The organism is Streptococcus cristatus ATCC 51100, from assembly GCF_011612585.1.
Classification (GTDB): domain Bacteria; phylum Bacillota; class Bacilli; order Lactobacillales; family Streptococcaceae; genus Streptococcus; species Streptococcus cristatus_H.
Window position 1 is genome coordinate 440315 of record NZ_CP050133.1, and the last position, 22934, is coordinate 463248.

At 43.1% G+C, this 22934-nt stretch carries 25 protein-coding genes and 3 pseudogenes; 26 read left to right on the forward strand and 2 right to left on the reverse strand.

Annotated features, from left to right (window positions below; translation table 11 throughout):
• Positions 1-60: 60 nt before the first annotated feature.
• The 23 genes and pseudogenes from HBA50_RS02255 to HBA50_RS02365 all read left to right on the forward strand — a co-directional run bounded on the left by HBA50_RS02255 (position 61) and on the right by HBA50_RS02365 (position 17934).
• On the forward strand, positions 61-1437 hold the full coding sequence (locus HBA50_RS02255) for a M20/M25/M40 family metallo-hydrolase (RefSeq protein ID WP_045500769.1): 1377 nt from the start codon (positions 61-63) through the stop codon (positions 1435-1437).
• Positions 1427-2491 carry a methionine ABC transporter ATP-binding protein gene (locus tag HBA50_RS02260; protein WP_045500771.1) on the forward strand — a complete coding sequence of 355 codons (1065 nt, stop codon included), beginning with the start codon at positions 1427-1429 and terminating at the stop codon, positions 2489-2491. Before HBA50_RS02255 ends, HBA50_RS02260 begins: the two co-directional genes overlap by 11 nt.
• A gap of 1 nt (position 2492) precedes the next feature.
• Positions 2493-3185, forward strand: coding sequence for a methionine ABC transporter permease (locus HBA50_RS02265; protein WP_045500773.1), 693 nt, complete (start codon positions 2493-2495; stop codon positions 3183-3185).
• 513 nt (positions 3186-3698) lie between these two features.
• Positions 3699-4292, forward strand: a complete 594-nt coding sequence (locus tag HBA50_RS02275) for an MptD family putative ECF transporter S component (protein ID WP_045500775.1) — start codon at positions 3699-3701, stop codon at positions 4290-4292.
• A 223-nt stretch (positions 4293-4515) separates the two neighbouring features.
• Positions 4516-5361: an SAM hydrolase/SAM-dependent halogenase family protein gene (locus HBA50_RS02280; RefSeq protein ID WP_045500777.1), complete on the forward strand. Its 846-nt coding sequence runs from the start codon at positions 4516-4518 to the stop codon at positions 5359-5361.
• Positions 5362-5372: 11 nt separating this feature from the next.
• Positions 5373-5936 carry an ECF-type riboflavin transporter substrate-binding protein gene (locus HBA50_RS02285; RefSeq protein ID WP_045500779.1) on the forward strand — a complete coding sequence of 188 codons (564 nt, stop codon included), beginning with the start codon at positions 5373-5375 and terminating at the stop codon, positions 5934-5936.
• A gap of 134 nt (positions 5937-6070) precedes the next feature.
• Positions 6071-6262 (forward strand): hypothetical protein, encoded by a 192-nt coding sequence (locus HBA50_RS02290; RefSeq protein WP_045500781.1) that lies wholly within the window; start codon positions 6071-6073, stop codon positions 6260-6262.
• Positions 6246-6443, forward strand: coding sequence for a helix-turn-helix transcriptional regulator (locus tag HBA50_RS02295; RefSeq protein ID WP_005591814.1), 198 nt, complete (start codon positions 6246-6248; stop codon positions 6441-6443). Before HBA50_RS02290 ends, HBA50_RS02295 begins: the two co-directional genes overlap by 17 nt.
• Positions 6444-6462: 19 nt before the next feature.
• A complete protein-coding gene (locus HBA50_RS02300; protein ID WP_045500783.1) occupies positions 6463-6957 on the forward strand; it encodes a DUF6773 family protein in 495 nt (164 codons plus the stop codon).
• Positions 6944-7477 (forward strand): DUF6773 family protein, encoded by a 534-nt coding sequence (locus tag HBA50_RS02305; RefSeq protein WP_243746227.1) that lies wholly within the window; start codon positions 6944-6946, stop codon positions 7475-7477. Before HBA50_RS02300 ends, HBA50_RS02305 begins: the two co-directional genes overlap by 14 nt.
• Entirely contained in the window at positions 7474-8151 is a 678-nt protein-coding gene (locus tag HBA50_RS02310) for a CPBP family intramembrane glutamic endopeptidase (RefSeq protein ID WP_045500787.1), read from the forward strand. Before HBA50_RS02305 ends, HBA50_RS02310 begins: the two co-directional genes overlap by 4 nt.
• Before the next feature lie 9 nt (positions 8152-8160).
• Positions 8161-8652: pseudogene (locus tag HBA50_RS02315) on the forward strand (DUF6773 family protein).
• 136 nt (positions 8653-8788) lie between these two features.
• Positions 8789-9775, forward strand: coding sequence for an oxygen-dependent tRNA uridine(34) hydroxylase TrhO (gene trhO, locus HBA50_RS02320; RefSeq protein WP_045500789.1), 987 nt, complete (start codon positions 8789-8791; stop codon positions 9773-9775).
• Between the two features lie 158 nt (positions 9776-9933).
• On the forward strand, positions 9934-10737 hold the full coding sequence (locus tag HBA50_RS02325; protein WP_045500792.1) for a helix-turn-helix transcriptional regulator: 804 nt from the start codon (positions 9934-9936) through the stop codon (positions 10735-10737).
• 56 nt (positions 10738-10793) lie between these two features.
• Positions 10794-11210: a VOC family protein gene (locus HBA50_RS02330; RefSeq protein WP_045500794.1), complete on the forward strand. Its 417-nt coding sequence runs from the start codon at positions 10794-10796 to the stop codon at positions 11208-11210.
• Positions 11211-11219: 9 nt separating this feature from the next.
• Positions 11220-11579 (forward strand): TfoX/Sxy family protein, encoded by a 360-nt coding sequence (locus HBA50_RS02335; protein WP_045500796.1) that lies wholly within the window; start codon positions 11220-11222, stop codon positions 11577-11579.
• Positions 11580-12005: 426 nt separating this feature from the next.
• Positions 12006-12614 (forward strand): DJ-1/PfpI family protein, encoded by a 609-nt coding sequence (locus tag HBA50_RS02340; protein WP_005592293.1) that lies wholly within the window; start codon positions 12006-12008, stop codon positions 12612-12614.
• A 162-nt stretch (positions 12615-12776) separates the two neighbouring features.
• Positions 12777-13688: a DUF4299 family protein gene (locus HBA50_RS02345; RefSeq protein WP_045500798.1), complete on the forward strand. Its 912-nt coding sequence runs from the start codon at positions 12777-12779 to the stop codon at positions 13686-13688.
• Between the two features lie 332 nt (positions 13689-14020).
• Positions 14021-14782: a nucleoside phosphorylase gene (locus HBA50_RS02350; RefSeq protein WP_045500800.1), complete on the forward strand. Its 762-nt coding sequence runs from the start codon at positions 14021-14023 to the stop codon at positions 14780-14782.
• Positions 14783-14788: 6 nt separating this feature from the next.
• Positions 14789-15643, forward strand: a pseudogene (locus tag HBA50_RS10575) (ATP-binding cassette domain-containing protein); the annotation flags it as partial.
• Between the two features lie 27 nt (positions 15644-15670).
• Positions 15671-16474: pseudogene (locus tag HBA50_RS10580) on the forward strand (energy-coupling factor ABC transporter ATP-binding protein); the annotation flags it as partial.
• Positions 16467-17303: an energy-coupling factor transporter transmembrane component T family protein gene (locus HBA50_RS02360; protein WP_045500804.1), complete on the forward strand. Its 837-nt coding sequence runs from the start codon at positions 16467-16469 to the stop codon at positions 17301-17303. The pseudogene HBA50_RS10580 and the gene HBA50_RS02360, both read left to right, overlap by 8 nt.
• 46 nt (positions 17304-17349) lie before the next feature.
• On the forward strand, positions 17350-17934 hold the full coding sequence (locus HBA50_RS02365) for a hypothetical protein (RefSeq protein WP_045500806.1): 585 nt from the start codon (positions 17350-17352) through the stop codon (positions 17932-17934).
• Positions 17935-17985: 51 nt separating this feature from the next.
• On the opposite strand, the gene rsmG is transcribed toward HBA50_RS02365, so the two are convergent.
• Entirely contained in the window at positions 17986-18699 is a 714-nt protein-coding gene (gene rsmG, locus HBA50_RS02370; RefSeq protein WP_045500808.1) for a 16S rRNA (guanine(527)-N(7))-methyltransferase RsmG, read from the reverse strand.
• A gap of 291 nt (positions 18700-18990) precedes the next feature.
• On the opposite strand from rsmG, the gene HBA50_RS02375 reads away from it, so the two are divergent.
• Both HBA50_RS02375 and htpX read left to right on the forward strand, forming a co-directional pair.
• Positions 18991-19548 carry a LemA family protein gene (locus HBA50_RS02375; protein ID WP_045500951.1) on the forward strand — a complete coding sequence of 186 codons (558 nt, stop codon included), beginning with the start codon at positions 18991-18993 and terminating at the stop codon, positions 19546-19548.
• Between the two features lie 9 nt (positions 19549-19557).
• Positions 19558-20454, forward strand: a complete 897-nt coding sequence (gene htpX / locus HBA50_RS02380; RefSeq protein ID WP_045500810.1) for a zinc metalloprotease HtpX — start codon at positions 19558-19560, stop codon at positions 20452-20454.
• A 53-nt stretch (positions 20455-20507) separates the two neighbouring features.
• Here the strand turns inward: htpX and HBA50_RS02385 are convergent, their stop codons facing one another.
• A complete protein-coding gene (locus tag HBA50_RS02385) occupies positions 20508-21731 on the reverse strand; it encodes an MFS transporter (protein WP_045500812.1) in 1224 nt (407 codons plus the stop codon).
• Between the two features lie 247 nt (positions 21732-21978).
• On the opposite strand from HBA50_RS02385, the gene rsmH reads away from it, so the two are divergent.
• Positions 21979-22929 (forward strand): 16S rRNA (cytosine(1402)-N(4))-methyltransferase RsmH, encoded by a 951-nt coding sequence (gene rsmH / locus HBA50_RS02390; protein ID WP_045500814.1) that lies wholly within the window; start codon positions 21979-21981, stop codon positions 22927-22929.
• Positions 22930-22934 lie beyond the last annotated feature (5 nt).

Sequence of the window (22934 nt, forward strand, 5' to 3'; positions counted from 1 at the left end):
TGATTTTTCGTGAATCATAGCAGATAATCTTTAAACAAATGCGATTAGTAGGAGTTACACATGCCTTTCTCAACTGAGAGTGAACAAATTAAAAAGTTTGAAAATGATGAGGTAGCCCAACACTATTTTGAGGTGTTGCGAACCTTGATTTCTAAAAAGTCTATCTTTGCTCAGCAAATTGGGCTCAAGGAGGTAGCTACCTATCTGGGAGAAATTTTCACTGCCGCAGGTGCTAAAGTGATGATTGATGACAGTTACACGGCTCCCTTTGTATTGGCAGAGTTTCAGTCGGACAATCCTGAGGCCAAGACTATCATTTTCTATCACCACTATGATACGGTGCCGGCCGATAATGACCAGCCTTGGACTAATGACCCCTTTACTCTGTCGGTCCACTACGGTGTCATGTATGGTCGTGGGGTCGATGATGACAAAGGGCACATTACTGCGCGTTTGACAGCGGTGCGTAAGTATATCCGAGAGAACGGTTCGCTACCAGTCAATATCATCTTCATGATGGAGGGAGCAGAGGAGTCGGCTTCGACAGACTTGGATAAATATCTGGCCAAGCATAAGAAACATTTGCGGGGAGCAGATTTGCTGGTCTGGGAGCAGGGCACGCGTAATAATCTAGGTCAGTTGGAGATTTCTGGTGGGAATAAGGGCATTGTCACCTTTGATATGTCTGTTCGCAGTGCAGAAGTCGATATCCATTCTAGCTATGGCGGTGTCATTAATTCAGCTTCTTGGTACTTGATGGATGCTATCTCTAGCCTGCGTAGTGCTGACGGTCGAATTTTGGTGGAGGGTATCTATGAGCAGTTACAGGAGCCCAATGAGCGAGAGCTGGCTTTGATTGCCCAGTACGCTCTGAAGACACCAGAAGAGTTGAAGGAAATTTACGGCCTCCAGCTTCCAGTCTTGAAAGAGGAAAGGCAGGAATTCCTCCGTCGCTTCTATTTTGAGCCAGCCATTAACATTGAAGGCTTCGGTTCGGGCTATCAGGGGCAAGGAGTCAAAACCATCCTCCCAGCATATGCATCTGCCAAGATGGAAGTGCGCTTGGTACCAGGCTTAGAGCCCCATGATGTCTTGGACAAGATTCGCAAGCAACTGGACAAAAATGGCTATGATCAGGTAGAATTAACTTATACATTGGGAGAAATGAGCTATCGTAGCGATATGAGTGCCCCTTCTATCCTGAATGTGATTGAACTGGCCAAGGATTTTTATCTAGAGGGCATCTCGGTGCTTCCGACCTCGGCAGGAACAGGACCCATGCATACAGTCTTTGAGGCTTTGGAAGTTCCGATGGCTGCCTTTGGCTTGGGAAATGCCAATAGTCGAGATCATGGTGGCGATGAAAATGTCAAGATTGCCGATTATTATACCCATATTGAATTAATCAAGGAGTTAATCAGAAGTTATGAGCAATGAAATTATCAAATTAGACCGTATTGATGTCACTTTTACACAGAAAAATCGTGTCATCAAGGCGGTTGAAGATGTGACCATTCACATTAATCAGGGAGATATTTACGGTATCGTGGGTTATTCTGGTGCCGGAAAATCAACCTTGGTGCGGGTTATTAACCTCCTGCAGAAGCCATCTGGTGGTCGCATCACTGTGGATGGGACAGTCCTATACGACAAGGGTACAGTCCAGCTGAACGCGGCTCAACTGCGGGAAAAGCGAAAAGATATTGGCATGATTTTCCAGCATTTCAATCTGATGGCCCAGATGACGGCTAAGGAAAATGTCGCGTTTGCCTTGAAGCACTCTTCCTTGTCTGCTGCTGAAAAAGAGGAGAAGGTTCGTAAACTTTTAGAATTGGTTGGTCTGGAAGATCGAGCGGATAATTATCCGTCTCAACTGTCTGGCGGTCAGAAGCAGCGCGTGGCGATTGCTAGAGCCTTGGCCAATGACCCGAAAATCTTGATTTCAGATGAAGCGACTTCGGCATTGGATCCTAAAACAACCAAGCAAATTTTGGCCTTGCTTCAGGATTTGAATCAAAAGTTGGGGCTGACGATTGTACTGATCACGCATGAAATGCAGATTGTCAAAGATATTGCTAATCGTGTAGCTGTTATGCAGAATGGGAAATTGATCGAGGAAGGCTCGGTTTTGGATATCTTTACCAATCCACAGAACGAATTGACCCAAGACTTTATCACAACGGCAACAGGTATCACTGAAGCGATGGTTAAAATCAATCAACAGAAGATTGTGCAAGACCTGCCAGCGGATTCTGTTTTGGCGCATTTGAAGTATGCTGGTACGGTGACAGATACAGCCATTATCAACGATATTTACAAGCAGTATCAAGTTTCAGCCAATATTTTACATGCAAACATTGAGATTTTAGACAATGTGCCTGTCGGGGAGATGGTAGTCATTTTATCTGGAAATGCAGAAAATCTTGCGGCAACTCAGAGCAATTTGCAAGCTGCTGGCGTAGAATTAAAGGTTCTTAAGGGAGGAATTTAGATTGGTAGACTTGATTAAAACATTTTTGCCCAATGTCTATAAGATGGGCTGGGCTGGTCAGGCTGGCTGGGGAACAGCGATTTATCTGACCCTTTATATGACAATTATTTCCTTCTTGATCGGTGGGATTTTAGGCTTGATAGCTGGACTTTTCCTTGTATTGACAGCGCCGGGCGGTATTTTAGAAAATAAAACAGCCTTTTTCATCTTGGATAAGGTCACATCCATCTTTCGGGCGATTCCTTTTATCATCCTCCTTGCTTTAATCAATCCCTTCACACGGATGATTGTGGGCACAGGAATTGGGCCAACAGCGGCTTTGGTGCCTTTATCTTTGGCAGTCTTTCCTTTCTTTGCCCGTCAGGTGCAGGTGGTTCTATCAGAATTGGACCGCGGTGTGATTGAAGCGGCACAGGCAGTTGGGGCTAATACATGGGATATCATCGGAGTTTATCTGCGTGAAGGCTTACCAGATTTGATTAGGGTGACAACAGTGACCCTAATCTCGCTAGTTGGTGAAACAGCTATGGCGGGAGCGATCGGTGCAGGCGGTCTTGGAAATGTGGCGATTGCCTACGGTTATCAACGTTTCAATCAAGACGTGACCATTTTAGCGACTGTTTTGCTCTTGCTTCTTATCTTCTTTATCCAGTTTCTGGGAGATTTCCTAACTAGAAAGATCAGTCATCGCTAGACAGAGAGTGGGACAGAAATCGGTAATTCGTTAGAATTCGATTTCGTCGTCCCACCTCCGCACAGTTGAGTAGGGCTCTATTACGCTGATGAAATCAGCGTAATAGAACCCACTCAACCACTGCGTCTTGCTCGACAATCCAAAGACAATTTAGAGGCTAGGACTTTTGTCCCAGCCTCCTTTTGTCAACTATCATCCTTTGAAAAGTCTGAAAATTTAATTTACATTCTATTTTCATAATGCTATAATAAATAAAGCTAAGTATAGAAAAATAGCATAATACATTACTTCTTGGCAGTGCTGGATTTTGCCCATGCCGGGGAAAGTTGCTTTAATAAACAACTAGTTTTCCTAGGAAGAAAGCTTATCAAGGATGCTTGATCTACAAACCTTGCTAGAACTTCCTCCTGCAGGAAGGATGGCAAAGCATGAAATGCGCATTTGCACGTATCAAGGATATAGCTATCAATAGTTTTATGAAGTTTTAGCTTCACAATTAGAAAGGATTCGATAATGACATCGTTAACACTGAAAGAGCTGAAATGGACGGGAGTCTTTGCTTTGCTCTACTTTCTCTGTGTCGGACTAGGAGTACTAGTAGGGCACTTTTTTGACAATGCTGGCAATATGCTCTATGCTCCAGTATTTGCTGCAGTTTTTGGCGGAAGCGTTTATATGTTGCTGCAAAGCAAGATTAAAAAATTTGGAGCGATCAGCTTAGTAGGCCTAATAATGGGAGGCTTTTTCCTCCTGTCTGGTCATTTTATGATTGCTGGTCTGCCGGGCTTGGTGTTCGGTCTCTTGGCGGACACGATTGCAGGCTTGGGCAAATACGAAAATAAATTCTGGAATCTGCTTTCTTTTGTTTGTTTCTCTTTTGTCAATTCGGGCCCTATTATCCTCATGTGGCTAGCGCGTCAAGCTTATATTGATGGCTTGGTGGCGCGTGGGAAGACAGCAGAATACATCAATCGGATTTTGCTGCCGTTGGATTTCCCGACCATTGCTAGTTTTATTGTGATGGTAGTGGCAGGTGCTTTAATCGGTGGTCTGCTCGGTCAATATCTGGTAAAGAAACGCAGTGAAAAAGCTGATTTTCAGTCATAAAAAGTCAGGCCAGATGAAAGTTGCCGGACTTTCCTATCCTAGCTTGCTCAAGGAATTGTTCTGGCATAAGTTTGATCCAGAATGCCCTAGCTTGCATGCTATATCCTTGAGAAATAGACGGTTATAAAAAAATTCTATGCCTCCAGCTCTAGCGAAAAGAGCCTAATTTTGGTAAGATTAGAAGACTTGGAGAATATCAGGCTCAAGGCCTGGGAGGAATAAGATGAACAACATATTAGTGCTACAGTCGGACTTCGGTCTGGTAGATGGAGCAGTGTCGGCTATGATTGGAGTGGCTTTGGAGGAATCACCAACGCTGAAAATCCATCATTTGACCCATGACATCACCCCTTACAATATTTTTGAGGGCAGTTATCGTCTCTTTCAGACGGTAGATTATTGGCCAGAGGGAACGACCTTTGTCTCGGTCGTGGATCCGGGAGTGGGTTCCAAGCGGAAAAGCGTGGTTGCTAAGACCAGTAAAAATCAATATATCGTGACACCTGATAATGGTACTCTGTCCTTTATCAAAAAGCATGTCGGTATCGTAGCTATTCGTGAGATTTCAGAAGTGGAAAATCGTCGCAAGAATACTGAGCATTCTTATACCTTCCACGGGCGAGATGTCTATGCCTACACAGGTGCCAAGCTGGCTAGCGGCCATATCAGTTTTGAGGAAGTTGGCCCAGAGTTGAGTGTCGAAGAAATTGTCGAAATCCCTGTTGTCGAAACACGGATAGCAGATAATTTGGTCAGCGGAGCTATTGACATTTTGGATGTTCGCTTTGGCTCCCTTTGGACTTCGATTACGCGCGAGGAGTTCTGCACCTTAGAGCCCAGCTTTGGCGACCGTTTTGAAGTCACCATTTACAACAATGACATGCTGGTTTATCAAAACCAAGTGACCTATGGCAAGTCCTTTACGGATGTCCGCATTGGTCAGCCGATTTTGTACATCAATTCCCTCTATCGGGTGGGCTTGGCTATCAACCAAGGTTCCTTTGCCAAGGCCTACAATGTTGGTGTCGGTGCTCAATGGCATATTGAGATTAAACGTATAGAAAATTAAAGGAGAACATTATGAAAAAGAAATTGTTAGATACAAAGTTTACTATTAAAGAAGTTGTTGCAACGGGGATTGGAGCTGCACTTTTTGTAGTTATCGGAATGATTAGCATTCCAACACCTGTTCCAAATACCAGTATTCAGCTGCAATATGCGGTTCAGGCCCTCTTTAGTGTCGTTTTCGGCCCCTTTGTCGGCTTCCTGATGGGCTTGATTGGCCACGTTATCAAAGACGCTATGGCTGGCTACGGTCTCTGGTGGTCATGGATTATCGCTAGTGCCTTCTTTGGTTTCATTCTCGGTTTGTTTAAAAATCGCATCCGTGCAGCAGAAGGTATTTTTGAAGTGAAGGACATCGTCAACTTCAATATCTTCCAGCTTTTGGCCAATGCTTTTGTCTGGCTCTTGGTCGCTCCGATTGGCGATATCTTGATTTATAGCGAGCCGGTCAATAAGGTCTTTGTGCAAGGCTTTGTAGCAACTCTGTCAAATGGAGTGACAGTTGCCGTAGCAGGAACCTTGCTCTTACTAGCCTACGCTCGTACTCAGACTCGCTCAGGTAGCCTTAAGAAAGATTAATCAAACTAGATATTACAAGATTGGGAAAGTCCCAATCTTTTTTTGTACAAAATAAAAAACAAAATGTAATTTATATATTGCATTATTTAAAATATATTGTATAATGGACTTATGAAGATGAAAGGAGCGCAGATATGAATAAGAAAGTAAGTGTCCTGCTTATCTATCTTGTATCGGCGACAGTTCTACTAGTTGTTGGCATGATTCAGAAAAATCAAACCTTTATTATAATCGCTTGTGCTAATGTCGCACTTGGCTCTACTTTCTACGCCATAGGCGGGCAAAAGAATGACGATAAGGATGGTGGCCATGGCAAAAAATCTTAGGTTAAAAATGGCAAGGGCTGAGCATGACATGACCCAAGGCGACTTGGCTGATGCCATTGGTGTGACTCGTCAGACCATTGGCCTGATTGAGGCAGGCAAGTACAATCCCAGTCTTAGTCTATGCTTGGCCATTTGCAAGTGCCTCAATAAAACGCTGGATCAGTTGTTTTGGGAAGAATAGTAGGAAAGTGAGAAAGAAAATGAAGAACAAACCACAAAAAGTCTATACAGACGAGCGGACTTTACAACTTGAGCGAAAATTAGGAAATGAAGTTGCATTTTTTGCGATTATCTTGCTCCTTATTTCTATCTTTATCAAAATTATGATTTGGCATGTGCCAGTAGAAGGCTACTTACCAGAAATTCTAGTTATTTTGGCTATGGAAATCTATGCTGGCATTCGTAGCTGGCAGTTGGGCCTTGACATCAGACGCTACAAGCCATCTATTGGGCAAAGGAGTTTCAGAAGTCGTTTGGCTAACGGAGCTATCTTAGCAATTGTAATCGTGGCTGTTCAGATGTGGAGTGGAAATTCGGTTATTCGACTATTCTTTCAACATTACCCAATTTTGCAATTTATTTTTATTGTAGCTTTGATAACTGCCTTTTCTAGTATATTTGATCAGTTGGTCAATTATTTTTATCAGAAGAGACAGGTTTTATTAGACCAAGAACTAGAAAATGATGAGAATTAGAATCAATGAATCTTTAACTTATAGTAAGAAAGTGAGTAAGAAAATGAAGAAGCAGCCTGTTATAAAAGATGAACGAACAGAAAAATTGGACGGCAAAGTTGCAGGAGAACTAGTACTAGGAATGTTCCTTTTCTTGGCTATCTCTGTATTTTTCAAAGCCTATATCCTCCATCTAAGCTTACTGGCCTATCTGCCAGAAGGTTTTCTGCTTACCTTAGTAGGTCTATATGCCTTGCTTCGTCGCGTAAGCTTAGGCATTGATGTTGGTGATATGGTGAGAGAGGAAAAATGGCCAGAGCGATTTGGCGGTGGAGTCGTCTTTGCTCTCATCGTTATGGGCATTGATTTCTTTGGTCAGCGAGAAAATCTGGCTAGTATGTTCAGCATTTTGTATCTGCTCAAGCTGGCTCTTGCAATGCTACTGTTTATGCTTGGGAGCTTAACGATGGACAAGATCAGTCTTTACCTAAACAGTAAAGGTCAGGCAAAGCTCGATCAGGAATTGGAGGATGAAGAATGACTTGGTGGAAACGATTGATCTGGGTTGGCTGCGCTTTCTTAGCTTTGGGCTTGTATGTCCTCCCTATGCTGTTTCAGCAGGTAGCAATCATTTATCAATTTCCTAAACAGTGGACCATTGGTCTTGGGCTTTTGCTGATTTTCCTAGTCTGGCTGGTCTTTGTCGTGGCAGCAAAGAAAACTGGCATCCTATCTCCGTCTGGGAAAATCTTTCAAAAAGGAGACGGGAAGCGAATTGCCCTAGGCCTCTTTGGCATGTTGCTCATATCTGTCCTTGGGACGGTACTACTACAGTGGCTGCATGGAGAAGTGACAACGGCTAATCAGGCATCTTTGATGGAGGAGTTCCAAAGAGGAGATATAGTTTTATTGTCCATCATGCTTGGAGTTTTGGCGCCTATCGCAGAAGAAATTATTTTCCGTGGCATCATTCCTCTAAAAATCTTTAAAGGCTATGAAAGCTGGGGCTATATCATAGGCGGACTACTCTTTGCGATATTTCATGGCCCAACCAATATCATGTCCTTTGTGATTTATGGTGGTGCTTCTGTGATTTTGACCTTGCTGGCTTATCGAACTCGGCGCTTGGAAGTCAGTATTGCAGTTCACATGATAAATAACGGACTTCCTGCCATTCTTATGTTGTTGATCCCTATTTTTGGAGTAGAGGTATAGGAGCTTGAAATGAAAATGAAACTTATTAAACGACAGATCTTAGACGAACGGGAAGAACAAGTAGTCAACAAGGCTGGTATGGAGAGTTTCAGTCTCATGCTATGTGGCAGTTTAGCTTTATATATGGGTTCTGTCGCTATGAATGGGGGAGTCGTTCACTATCAACCATTCTTAATACTGATTGCGATTGCGGGTCTATATTTTTTCTGTTGAGCTCAGTATCTGGGAGCTAATTATTACAATAGTTTCAGTCTGACTATCTGGGGTGTGCTGGCTGCGACAGGATTTCTGACTCTTTTGATTGCTTGCCAGAATTTTCAGCTCAATCATACTATTTATCATAATAGTATTTTTCACCCCATGTTTCTTTTGGTCATTTTGGTTACATTTTGCATTCATCTTCCCTTGATGCTGCTGGTCAATATTCTCTTGGAGAGTCTCAGCAAGTGGCAGAAGAAGCGCTTTGAGAAGTATTTGGAAGAATTGGAGAAAGAGGGCTAACCTGCTTTTCTGCGTAGAGATTCCAGCTCTGCTATTTTCCAAACAAATTTTTTGCCCAGTTTTTTCAATCAGGTTATAATAAATAGATGAATTAAAAAATTCAGAAAATTTATAGAGAAATGAGAGTTGAAATCTTATGGCAAAAGATATTCGCGTATTACTTTACTACAAATATGTTCCGATTGAGAATGCTGAGAAATTTGCAGCTGATCATCTGGCCTTCTGTAAATCTATCGGTCTTAAAGGCCGTATCCTGGTGGCAGATGAAGGAATCAATGGAACGGTTTCTGGTGATTATGAAACCACTCAAAAATACATGGATTATGTGCACAGCCTTCCGGGCATGGAAGACCTTTGGTTCAAGATTGACGAAGAAAACGAGCAAGCTTTCAAGAAAATGTTTGTTCGCTACAAGAAAGAAATCGTGCACTTGGGCTTGGAAGACAATGATTTTGACAATGACATCAACCCGCTGGAGACGACAGGAGCTTACCTGTCACCTAAGGAATTTAAGGAAGCCCTCTTGGACGAAGACACTGTTGTCTTAGACACTCGTAACGACTACGAGTACGATCTGGGTCACTTCCGTGGGGCCATTCGTCCAGACATTCGCAACTTCCGCGAATTGCCGCAATGGGTTCGTGATAACAAAGAGAAGTTCATGGACAAGCGCGTGGTTGTTTACTGTACTGGTGGTGTTCGCTGTGAGAAATTCTCAGGCTGGATGGTGCGTGAAGGATATAAGGATGTCGGTCAGCTTCATGGCGGTATCGCGACTTACGGCAAGGATCCAGAAGTTCAAGGTGAGCTTTGGGACGGCAAGATGTATGTCTTTGATGAGCGTATCTCCGTTGATATCAACCATGTTGATCCAGTCGTGATTGGGAAAGACTGGTTTGACGGTACTCCTTGTGAGCGTTATGTCAACTGTGGCAATCCAGAGTGTAACCGCCGCATCCTAACTTCAGAAGAAAACGAAGACAAGTACCTCCGTGGCTGCTCTCACGAATGCCGTGTTCACCCTCGCAACCGCTATGTGACTGAAAACGGTCTGAGCCAAGCTGAAGTGGTGGAACGTTTGGCTGCGATTGGAGAAAGCTTGGAAACACTGGTCGCTCAGTAATTGAATCGTGAAGATAAAAAACTTTAGATGTTTCAAGTGTCTAAAGTTTTTTCATTATTTATTTGTAGCTTAGCTTTTCTTTATTCAGGTTTTGATGTTTTGTCCCTTCTTTTTGATGTGATATAATGGGCTTAAATAAATGGGAAAGGAGCAAGTCTATGTCTAAAGCTATCATGGAAGAAGTGGCAGCCTATCTGCGTCAGCATGCAGATGAAGAGCTGAGTCTGACCGATTTGGCTGAGCATTTCCATTATAGTCCTTCCCATCTATCCAGAACTTTCAAGAAAAAGATGGGCTTTTCTATCAAGCAATATGTGGAAGCTCTTAAGATGGAAAAAGGGATTCAGGAGATTGTAGAAGGCCGGCAAAATGTGACTGAGACATCTATGGAAGCTGGTTATGATAGTCTAGGCAGTTTTTCTAATACTTTTAAGCGGCATACTGGACTTTCGCCTAAAAAATACTATCAGGAATCAACCGAGGCTTATGATTTTATGGTTAAACAGCTGGATGAGAAGGGAGCTTTGTTGCATCAGGATCCCGACTGTAAAAGTGGCAATCGGTTGACTGTGGCGCTATCTTATCCTGAGGGGTATAAACCGCGCATTAGCTGTGTCGGGCTTTTTAAAACCCGCATACCTAAAGAAGAGCCGATTATCGGAGTAGCACTGAGTCAGGAGAGACAGTTTACTTTTGAAAATGTACCCGATGGTCACTACTATCTTTTGGCCTGTGAATTGCTGGAGGATTTACGCCTAACTAAAAACTATGTCTTGAAGCATAACTTTCGCTGGGGCAGCGATGAGCCTCTCACTTTTTCAGGCGATAGCATCTATCAGGAGGAAATCAGCATGCGCAGGCCCTTGCCCAGCGATCCACCTATTACAGTTAATCTTCCAGTTTTAATCATGCGTTCCCTAGCCAAACAAGCGCAATTGAGAATAAGAAAATTTTTATCCTAATTGATAAACTGATACTAGAGATTTATTCTCAGTTATAAACAATTGGAGGAACCATAATGAAATTAGACGTGTTTTTAAGTTTTAATGGTCAGGCCGAAGAAGCTTTTCGTTTCTATGCAGATCTTTTTCAGACAGAGATAAAGGGACTTGTCCGAGCCAGTGAGATGATGGACCCAGCAAACCTTCCTGCAGAAAAACGGGATAAGATTGCCTGGATTGCCTTAGATACGGAAAACTTAACCCTGAATGGTGAGGATGTAGGCATTTTTAGCGACCTATCTATTCCTAGCAATCATCAGCCCAATCAATGGTTGGTTCTAAGTCCAGATAGTAGAGAAGAAGCCGATGAGCTCTTTGCTAAGCTTGCTGAAGGTGGACAGATTCTTTATGCTCTAGAGAATCAAGCTTTTGCTAAGTTTTATGGCCGCTTGATTGACCGTTTTGGTATCGGCTGGGATGTGATGATGAAGTAGGGGAGAGCGATGGCATATAGTAAATCTTTGGCTCAACAGATTCGTACCATTTTAGCTACTGAACTTTCTCCTCATGTTTTTGAAGAAGAGGTAGAAGAGAAGAAGATGTTTGGTGGTTTAGCTTTTATGATCCGAGGTAAGATGACCGTTACTGTGAGTTCGAGAAGTCAAGAGCTCGTCATGGTACGCATCGGTAAGGAACTGGAAAAGCAAGTCCTGCCTAAAAATGGTGCTAGTGTGACGTTAATGAAGGGCAGGCTTTATCATGGCTATATTGATTTAGATGGCGAAGGACAAAAGGAACTGTCTTACTGGATTAAGCTAGCTTTGGCCTACAATCAGGAGTTGAGCCAATCGTCTGAAACTTAATAAAGAAATAATAAAGAAGAAAGTCTAGCTAAATTTTGATTCAGCAGGCTTGTCTTCTTTTTTAATACAAATGTTTATATACTTTTGCACTAGATATCCCGTTAATTGAGAGTCTAGAAGATTATTAGACTTGTTGGTATAAAAAATGAGTTTTGCCTTACTATGATATGCTAAGAATAAGCAAAAACTATCCCAATCTCGTTATTTTAGGTATAATAGTAGCCAGAGGTGATCTTATGGGAATTCTATTATTTCTATTTATTTTAGGTTTAATCTTTTTATTCTATTTTGTAGGTTTTATAATTAAGCTGATTCTAGGGATCGTCTTCTTTGTTATTGGTTTGGTGGTACTTTTATTCCTACTGGGGCGTTATCGAAAGTAGAATAAGTGACTGCTATGAACCAATGGAAAATGAGAGGAGATCAATGTTAAAAATAGAGCAACCAATTACGATGGTTTCATTTCTCTTTGATGATTTTGAGACCCTAGATTTGATGGGGCCAGTAGAGTTTTTAGCTACTTTACCCAATGTAGAGACGAAATATGTCTCCCTTGATGGTGGTCTGATTTCTAGTCGGCAAGGTTTTCAAATCATGACGGATAATTTTAAAAGCTTACCTCCCAATTCTCTTCTCTTATTGCCTGGTGGTCAAGGTGTCAGAAAGATGGTGGAGGATAAGATTTTCCTATCTTCGCTAGAAAAGGCTGTCCAGCAAGCTGAGTTGGTCTTAAGTATTTGTACAGGAGCAGCTCTTTTAGCTCAGATTGGTCAACTCAAGGGGCGTAAAGCCACTAGCAACAAGCTTGCCTTGTCTTGGGTCGCTTCACATGATAGAGAAGTCCTTTGGCAAGATCAAGCACGCTGGGTCGTAGATGGGAAGTTCTACACTTCGTCAGGTGTCTCGGCTGGTATGGATATGTCCTTAGGCTTTGTGGCTAATTTCTGGGGTCAGGACTTGGCAGAAGAATTGGCTAAAAAAGCAGAATACGTGTGGCAAAACAAGGCTGACCAAGACCCTTTTTCTAGTAAATAAAGAGCAATCTGAGGAGATCGGATTGTTTTTTTAGTGATTGTGTAATTTGTACTGCCATGTCAAAATGAAGAATTAAAAATGGAAAAGCTTGTTTCATATTCTAATTTTCCCCATAGCAATTTATGCTATAATATAGTTAAAATATGGTAGGGGCATTATTTTATGAGTATTACATTTTCTATTCCAAATAAACGGGGGTTTCTAGGATTTCAGAAAGTTTTAAAAATCAGTGAATTGCTTGGATTTGTTGATGGACTGGAACCCCACCCTATACAGAAAGAGTTTATGTACCTTGGACTAGATAAGCTTGCTCTATTGAAATGCTGGGTTCCTGCAAAGTCAGGCCGTTATATTGACTTGGAATATGATAAGACTCAACAAACTTACAATGTGCGGATTCTGACTCCTTCAACACTTGCTGATTGGTCTCAGACCCTTACTTTGATTTCTAAGTTATCAAGTCGTTTGGGGACAAGCATCCGTGATGAACATGGTAGAGAATATAGCAGTTCAAGTGTCTGGGACTACCCTTATCAAGAGGACATAGTTTTTGGCTTGGAGGACTTTCTAAAATCAGGCTATGAGCTTGTGTATCAAGATGGTATTCGGAGAACGCTTGCCCTGAGTCCACATCTGGTGGAAGGTTTATTGAAGGCAGATAATCCTGCTCAGAGTTATAGTGATTTTTTCACCACTCGACAGTATATTGGTGCCTATGACGCTCAAAGTAAATTTTATGGAAGTGAGCAGAGTGAAAAAATTTTAGGGACCTATACGCTAACTGCTGGTGTTGATACAATCCTTCCTCTCGTACCTACTCTCGCACCAGAAGATACTGAATATATTGATGAATCAAAACTTAGCTGGTGCTGTAATCTGGTCGGATGTGATGATGCAGACCCGGACAATCTGGAGAAATTCTTTATTTACAAGAGAATTTCATATTCAGATTTTTTGGACAAGCTTCCTGAAAATATGACACAATTATTTGATGCTGAGAAAGTTCTTGTTTCTGCTATGACTTTTGCCCAAATGAAAGCTCTCTTTGAAGATTGCCAGGAGTTTGTTTTGTAGTCTTTGTTCATGCCAAAACTGGACTCAGCCAGTTTAGCTTCAGCTTCTATTATGGATAAATAATCTTTTTATGTGAAAATTCTTGTTCAGATTGACTGCCCTCCGATAGCTAGATATTAATCTAGCGCATGGGGGCAGTTGCTTTATCCCAATTTTTTTGTTTTGAAATGCGCTTGAGCCCATCCTTGCTATAGAGTCTGCCTATATCCTTGGCTAGCTAGAAAATATGCAGGCGATAGTCAGTAGACAGCCTTTTTATGATACAATAGTAGGATAGAGTCAGTGGACATTAGCTGGCTATTTCATGCTAAAGAAAGGGACAAAACAAGTCGATGATTCTTGAAGAGTTTGATCAAAACCGTAAGGCCATCATCAATCCAGAGGATTTGATAGAGCCTATTGAAGGCTTTCCGCAGACGGCAGTGTCCTGCTTTGCTCGGGAGACCTTTGCCCGAATGTTGGCGGATTTTGACCATGAGTTGATTACGACGACATCTATGGCCAACATTGAAATTCCTATCTATCGGGTTTTTGTGGATGGACAGGAGCTAGCTCTTTTCAATGCTCCAGTTGGGGCTTCTGCTTGTGTGGCTATTCTGGAGGATTTGATTGCTTTTGGTATGAAAAAGCTGGTTCTCTTTGGGACTTGTGGTGTGCTGGACGAGGATATCAAAGCAACATCCGTCATTATTCCGACAGCAGCCTTGCGCGATGAGGGGACTAGCTATCATTACCATCCGGCTAGTTCGGAGATAGCAGTCAATGTCGGCTTGCAGGATTTTCTGGTAAATTTCCTTGAGCAGCGAAGAATTTCCCATAGCTTGGGGAAGGTTTGGACGACCGATGGTATTTTCCGAGAGACTGCGGACAAGCTGCGCAGGCGAAAAGAGGCGGGAGCTATCTGTGTGGACATGGAGTGCTCGGCTGTAGCGGCTCTGGCGGACTTTCGTGGCGTTCAAGTTTGCCAGTTCTTTTATGCGGCGGATCATCTGTCTGAGGAGGCTTGGGACATGCGCAATCTGGCTAATCATGCGGACTTAGACGAGAAAGACAAGGTGGCCAATCTGGCGATTCAGATCGCTTTGGCCTTATAGAAAAACATGAAAAAACCAATTATTCAATTTGAAGATTTTAGTTTTCAATATCAGGCTCAGTCGGAGCCAACTTTGAAGCATATCAATCTGACTATTTATGAAGGGGAAAAGGTACTGCTGATTGGACCGTCTGGCTCTGGTAAGTCAACCTTGGGTCAGTGTCTCAACGGCATTATTCCCAATATTTACAAGGGTCAGGCCAGTGGGCAACTCTTGATTAAGGGGCAGCCAGCCTTTGATAGCAGTATTTATGACAAGTCAAATCTAGTCAGCACGGTCTTGCAGGACACGGATGGTCAGTTTATCGGGCTCAGTGTGGCAGAGGATTTGGCCTTTGCCTTGGAAAATGATATGGTGGACTTGCCCTTGATGCGGGAGAAAGTCCTGCGTTGGGCCAAGCAGCTGGACCTAGAGCAGCTTTTGGATCACCGTCCTCAAGACTTGTCTGGTGGGCAGAAACAGCGGGTCAGTCTGGCGGGTGTCTTGATCGATGAGAGTCCAATTTTGCTGTTTGATGAGCCTTTGGCCAATCTCGATCCCAAGTCTGGCCAGGATACGATTGATCTGATTGATCAGATTCATAGAGAAGCTGCGACCACGACCATCATCATCGAGCATCGCTTGGAAGATGTTCTTTATCGACCTGTTGATCGAGTTGTTCTTGTCAATGATGGGCAAATCCTCTTTAATGGCGCGCCAGATGATCTGCTCAAGACGAAACTCTTAGCGGAAAATGGGATCCGAGAACCCCTCTATATCACAGCCCTGCGGCAGCTTGGTTTTGATGTGGCAAGCGAGACTCATCTGGCTGATTTAACCAAGCTGGAACTTACAGGACTTTCGCAGAATCTGACCGACCAAAAAGCAGAGCAGGATGACAGTCGTCACGAAGCACTTTTGGAACTCGACCATGTTTCCTTTGCCTATCAGAGCAATCAACCTATTTTGCGGGATATCAGTCTGAAGATTTTCAAGGGGGAGCGGATAGCCATCGTTGGGAAAAATGGAGCTGGCAAGTCTACTCTAGCTAAGGCTCTCTGTCGTTTTATTGATACAGAAGGGGAGTATCGTTGGCAGAGACAGGATATCAAGGGAGACTCTATCAAGGAGCGAGCGGAGCGGATTGGCTATGTCCTGCAAAATCCCAATCAGATGATTTCGACCACAATGATTTTTGATGAAGTGGCTCTGGGACTGCGGTTGCGTGGTTTGGCAGAAGCAGAGATTGACAAAAGGGTTCATGCTGTTCTCAAAACTTGCGGTCTCTATGAATTTCGCAGTTGGCCGATTTCAGCCCTGTCTTTTGGTCAGAAGAAGCGGGTGACCATTGCTTCTATCTTGGTGCTAAATCCAGAGATTATCCTTTTGGATGAGCCAACAGCTGGTCAGGATCAGCGCCACTATACAGAGATGATGGACTTTCTCGACGAGCTAAACCAGCAGGGACATACGATTATCATGATTACCCATGATATGCAGCTTATGCTGGATTATTCTGATCGGGCAATCGTGGTGCTGGACGGCCAGATTTTAGCAGACCAGTCGCCTGCTCAGGTTTTGTCCAATCATGAGTTGATTGCAGCGGCCAATCTAAAGGAAACATCGATTTTTAGCCTAGCTGAGAAGCTGGGAGTGAATCCGCTAGCTCTGACTCAATTTTACATGCGAAAAAAGGAGGAAAGTCATGTTTAATCAACAGAAATTGATTGGCTATCATGCCGGAAAGACTTTTCTCCATGCTCTTTCTGGTGCCAGCAAACTGATCTTTTTTATCCTAGTTTCGGTGGCGGCCATGATGAGCTACGATACGCGCTTCCTCCTTCTTGTGGCGCTAGCTTCTCTAATTTTATTTAGAATGTCTGAGATTCGGCTGAAAGATATTTCTTTCGTTTTGGCTTTTGCGGGAACCTTTGCAGCGCTGAATATTCTCATGGTTTATCTCTTTGCCCCTCAGTATGGGGTGGAGATTTATGGAGCCAAGAATGTGCTCTGGACAGGGTGGGGAGCTTATAATCTCACGCTTCAGGAGCTCTTTTATCTCTTGAATCTTTTACTCAAGTATTTCTCAACGATTCCCCTAGCGGTGATCTTTCTCATGACCACCCACCCCAGTCAATTTGCTTCTAGTCTGAACCAAATCGGCCTTTCTTATAAGATTGCCTATGCGGTCAGCCTGACCCTGCGTTATATTCCGGATTTGCAGGAAGAATTTTACCTCATCAAGATGTCTCAAGAGGCGCGTGGGCAAGAATTATCCAAGAAAGCTCCCCTCAGCAAGCGGGTCAAGGGCAATCTGCAAATCGTCATTCCCTTGATTTTCAGCTCGCTCGAGCGAATCAATACTATCGCGACGGCCATGGAGCTGCGCCGCTTTGGGAAAAACAAAAAGCGGACCTGGTACACCCAGAAAGCCTTCAGAAAACTAGACAAACTTGTAATCGTGGTGTCCGTCCTTCTACTAGCCCTCAGCCTTCTTCTTTTCGTTGTCAATCAAGGACGTTTTTATAATCCTTGGGCCTAGGATCGAGGTGGAAAACTAGCCATGTTTGGATTGAGAGGATCAATTGGTGCAAGAAAAAATAAATTTTAAATTTTATAAGGAATTAGTTTTTCCTGTTTTTTGTGGTCTAGGGGCTTTCGTTTTGCTCTTGGCTTTGTCACAGACAGATGAAGTCGGTGGGAGAATGACCCTGATTTTAATCATCTTGCTAATGGCGATGAGCGGTCTCTTTACTTGCCTTGCTATAGTCAATAGGGAAAAGAGTTTGCGACGCTGTCAAGAACTTTATTCTCACTTTCCAGAGCTTGAAAAGGATTTTCAACTAATTTATAGCGATTCTCGTTATGCGCGTGAAAGTCTATCTCTCTATCTCTACAAGGATGCCATCATACGGGTTGATGCTTATTTCCAATTTCTCATGCTCTCTGATTTAATTGATGTGACCATTAAGATTGAGGAAGTGGAAGAAACAAAGTATGCAAAAGTTCATCACCTGTATCTGTATTACAATCCAATGAGTTCTAACAAAGATATCCGTCTGGCTTTTGGACCTTATACGGATCAAAAATATATTGACTTATTACAGTTTTTAGATGTGATAAATCAAGTTGCTCCTTGGATTCGAATCTATAATGAGGCTGTGGAAAAATAATATGGTTTAACAAACATAAAAAATCAGGCAAGTATGGCCTGATTTTTCTTTTTATAATGGTCTTTTATTTGGCATACCGGCCTTGCGGGGGTATTTGTTGGGAGTTTCTTTCTTCTTTTCCACCACCGTAATAAAGCGAGGGTCACCATTTGGTAGGGCATAGCTGAGGTTGTCTTGGACTTTGCTAAAGAGGAGACTCAAGGCATTTTTGGCTTCCTCTAGCTCCTCGGGGGCGTTGGAAGCCTTGAGTGCCAGTAGCTTGCCGCCAACTTTCAGATAGGGAATGGTCAATTCAGATAGGACCTGCATCCGAGCGACTGCACGGGCAGTGACCAGATCAAATCGAGCTCGAAAAGCCTTGTCCTGAGCAAAGTCTTCTGCGCGGCCGTGGTAGAAGTGAACCTTGTCCAACCCGAGCTCCTCTGCCAGCAGTTTGAGGAAGTTGATGCGTTTGTTGAGGGAATCAATGATAGTCACATCCAGCTGGGGACAGATGATTTTCATAGGGAGGCTAGGAAAGCCGGCACCGGCTCCGATATCTAATAGCTTAAGCTCTTGATTATCAATCAGGCCTTGCAAAACGGGCGCAATTGAATCATAGAAATGTTTGAGATAGACTTCGTTTTTCTCTGTGATAGCTGTCAGATTGATTTTTTCATTCCATTCGACCAGAAGTTCAAAATAACGCTCAAACTGGTCTTTCTGGCGGTCGGTCAGCTCAATTCCCTGCTGGCTTAGTAGCTGGTAAAATTCTTGCGGTGTCATAGTTTCATCCTTGTTTGTCAATATTCATTCTATTATATCATAAAATGGGGCAAGGTGCTTCTGACGATTGGCTTCCTGGGTACCCAAGGATTAGATGCTGACTGTCCTTTATTTTCAGAATTTGTTTTTTAGAAAAGTGAAGAAGCCAGCTCTAGATATTTGACCATTTTGGTGTTTGAATATTACTCAAGCTAAAGCTCTTTTGCTAGATGACATGTCAAGAAAGACAGGTTGAGCTTTTTTTGTTATAATAGGTGCAATCAAATCATAAGGAGTATCTTTATTATGTCCATGTTTTTAATTATTATTGCCGTTGTGGCAGTTGTAGCTATTTTCGTGATTTCTGTTTACAATGGGCTTGTTAAGAGCCGTATGCAGACTCAGGAAGCTTGGAGTCAGATTGATGTCCAGCTCAAACGCCGAAATGACCTGATTCCCAACCTTTTAGAGACGGTAAAAGGTTATGGAAAATATGAGAAGTCAACCTTGGAAAATGTTACTCGATTGCGTAACCAAGTAGCTGCTGCCTCATCACCTGCTCAAGCTATGGAGGCTAGTGACGCTCTGACTCGTTCGATTTCTGGTATCTTTGCGGTTGCTGAAAATTACCCAGATCTTAAGGCAAATACAAACTACTTGAAACTTCAGGAAGAGTTGACAAATACAGAGAATAAGATTGCTTATTCTCGTCAGCTTTATAATTCAGTAACCAGCAACTACAATGTCAAAATGGAGACTTTCCCAAGCAATGTCATTGCAGGTATGTTTGGCTTCAAAGCAGCAGACTTCTTGAAGACACCAGAGGAAGAAAAGGCTGTTCCTAAAGTGGATTTTAGCGATTTGGGGTAGGTGGCCACTATGTTGTTTGACCAAATTGCCAGCAATAAAAGGCGCACTTGGCTTCTCCTCGTCGCCTTCTTTGCTCTTTTAGCTTTGATTGGGGCAGCTGTCGGCTATCTTTGGCTTGATTCTCCCTTTGGTGGGATAGCCATTGCTTTCATCATCGGTGGTATTTATGCTGTCAGTATGATTTTTCAGTCCACAGAGATTGTCATGTTGATGAACGGTGCGAGGGAAGTTTCCGAGGAGGAGGCGCCTGAACTCTATCACGTTGTACAGGATATGGCCATGGTGGCTCAGATTCCTATGCCTCGGGTCTTCATCGTAGAAGATGCCTCGCCCAATGCCTTTGCGACTGGCTCAAAGCCTGAGAATGCGGCTGTGGCTGCGACAACTGGATTGCTTGCCCTCATGAATCGTGAAGAGCTTGAAGGTGTAATGGGGCATGAAGTCAGTCACATTCGTAATTATGATATTCGCATTTCGACGATTGCAGTGGCGCTTACAAGTGCTGTCACGATGCTATCTAGCATGGCTGGGCGCATGATGTGGTTTGGCGGTGGTGGCCGTCGAAGAAACGATCGGGATGATGACAATGGCTTAGGAATTGTTTTGATGATTGTCTCTCTACTAGCTCTTCTTTTGGCGCCGCTTGCTGCAACATTGGTGCAGTTGGCTATTTCCCGTCAACGTGAGTATCTGGCAGACGCTTCAAGTGTTGAGCTGACCCGTAATCCTAAGGGCATGATCAATGCCCTGTTGAAGTTAGACAATAGCCAGCCCATGGAGCACCATGTAGATGATGCTAGTGCAGCCCTCTATATCAATGATCCTAAGAAGAAGGGTGGCTTGCAAAAGCTCTTCTACACTCACCCACCAATTTCTGATCGGGTAGAAAGATTGAAAAATATGTAAGAAGGAAGTCTAGGCTTCCTTCTTTTTTGTATGGAATTGCGACGATTTTTACTCTAGTTGTTTTTGAGACTGAGTAGAAGGCAGACACCGCTAAGTAGAGAGAAGACCAACCAAGCGCTTCCCATATTCCAAAGGCCGAGACTAGTGAAAAGCATGCTTCCTAGCGGAATGGAAAAGGTAAAGAGCATGGTGAGAAAGTTGGAGGTTTGGGCTAATACTTCTGGAGGAAGTTTACTCAGCAGCATGCTGTTGATTTTAGGATTGATTTTTCCAGAGATGTACATGAGAAAGGTAAGAAAGAAAATTCCCAAGAGAGCAGGAGCTTGGAGTAAATTGCTGATGCCTAAGAGGAGGAGAGCTAGCGAGCACCAAACGACGAGTCGCATCAGAGAGAGCTTGGAAAAATAATCATTTGAGAAGGCACTGGCAGAGATAATCCCAATCACTGTGCAGGACTCGATAATGAGCAGAGACTGGCTCAGGTTTAGTCCCCAAAATGGGTGATCCAATAAATAGAGATTGTAGAGTCCCATGATAGAGCCGGCCAGTGCATTTAAGAGGAGGACTTGAAGCAGCACTAGCAGGAAGTTTCCAATTTTTTCTTGTTCAAAAATCATTTGGACATTCTGGTAAAGGTCTTTCATCTGAGCCTTGAAAGGAAGCTTTTCCTCTGTAACAGCAGGGGCATCATGGGTGAGTTTTTGGCGAATCAGATAAAGAGTGCTTGAGGAAAGTAGGAAGCAGAGGGCATTAATGAGGGCAACCATAGCGAAATTCTGCTGGCTGATACTAAGTAACCAGACACCCAAGGCTTGCCCAGCAAAATTTCCTAAAAAAGTGAGAAGTTGAGTGAAGGAGTAAGCTTCCATCAAATCTTTCTCTTCTATATTTTTCTGTAAGATAGGCATCTGTAGGCCACTGCGATAGTCGCTGATAATGTCAGAAAAGATATTGAGAAAGCAGACGGTAGCAAAGGCGAGGTAGGAGGCGGACTTGGTTAGGAGGGCGACTAGGGTGAAGAGGAAGGCCTGCAAATAACCTAGATGAATAAGCCAGCGGGCCTTTTGAATGGTTTTGTCAGCTTTCATCCCGACAAAGACTGTGAAAAAGGTAGGAACAAGAACGATAAAATTGGCAATACCAACGGCAAACTTGGGTTGGGGCATGCTAGAAGCAAATACGATAAAGACGATATTATAGATAGAAGAGCCTAGGATATTAAAGATCCGTGACAGACTGATAAAGGCAAATAGTCTATTTCTTAAAGCAAGTTTCATAATAAATCTCCTTTGGGGACGAATCAATTTCGGAATGGTAAGAAATTCCAACTCGCAATGCATTGGTAGTTATGATTATAGCAAAATGTGGCATGCCCGCAAGGCCTTTTCGCTGACTGGTAGAAGCTCGTAGGCCAAGTGGTAAATATCTGAAAGTGACTTGCAAAAGCTATAAGGTAGCCTATCAAAAGCTGATATATTCTTTTAGATTTTTTTTTATACATGAATGTGATATAATAGATAGGATATGACAAAAGAATTTCATCACATTACTGTACTTCTTCACGAAACGATTGACCAGCTTGATGTTCAGCCAGATGGCATCTATGTTGATGCGACCTTGGGCGGAGCTGGTCACAGCGAGTATCTTTTGAGCAAGCTGGGAGACAAGGGGCATTTGTATGCTTTTGACCAAGATCAGACTGCGATTGACAATGCCAAAAAACGTCTGGCTCCCTACATTGAGCGGGGCATGGTGACCTTTATCAAGGATAATTTCCGCAATCTAAAGACTCGTTTGAATGAAGTAGGGGTCGAGAAGATTGATGGAATTTGTTATGACTTGGGCGTATCTAGTCCGCAGCTGGATGAGCGGGAGCGCGGTTTTTCTTATAAGCAGGATGCTCCGTTGGATATGCGGATGAATCAAGAAGCTGCCTTGACAGCTTACCAAGTTGTGAATCAATATCCTTATAACGACCTAGTCCGTATTTTTTTCAAATATGGTGAAGATAAGTTTTCCAAGCAGATTGCCCGTAAGATCGAGCAAGCGAGAGAAGTCAAGCCAATCGAAACGACGACAGAGCTGGCGGAAATTATCAAATCAGCCAAACCTGCTAAGGAACTGAAGAAAAAAGGTCATCCAGCTAAACAGATTTTTCAGGCCATTCGGATTGAAGTCAATGACGAGTTGGGGGCGGCCGATGAATCCATTCAGCAGGCTATTGACTTGTTGGCTGTAGGTGGTCGTATTTCAGTGATTACTTTTCATTCGCTGGAGGATCGTCTGACTAAGCAACTGTTTAAAGAAGCCTCAACCGTAGATGTTCCCAAAGGTCTACCCTTCATTCCAGATGATTTGCAGCCCAAGCTGGAGTTAGTTTCTCGCAAACCCATTTTACCAAGCAAAGAAGAATTAGAAGCCAATAATCGCGCCCATTCTGCGAAGTTGCGCGTGGCTAGGAAGGTGCATGAGTAAGTTTC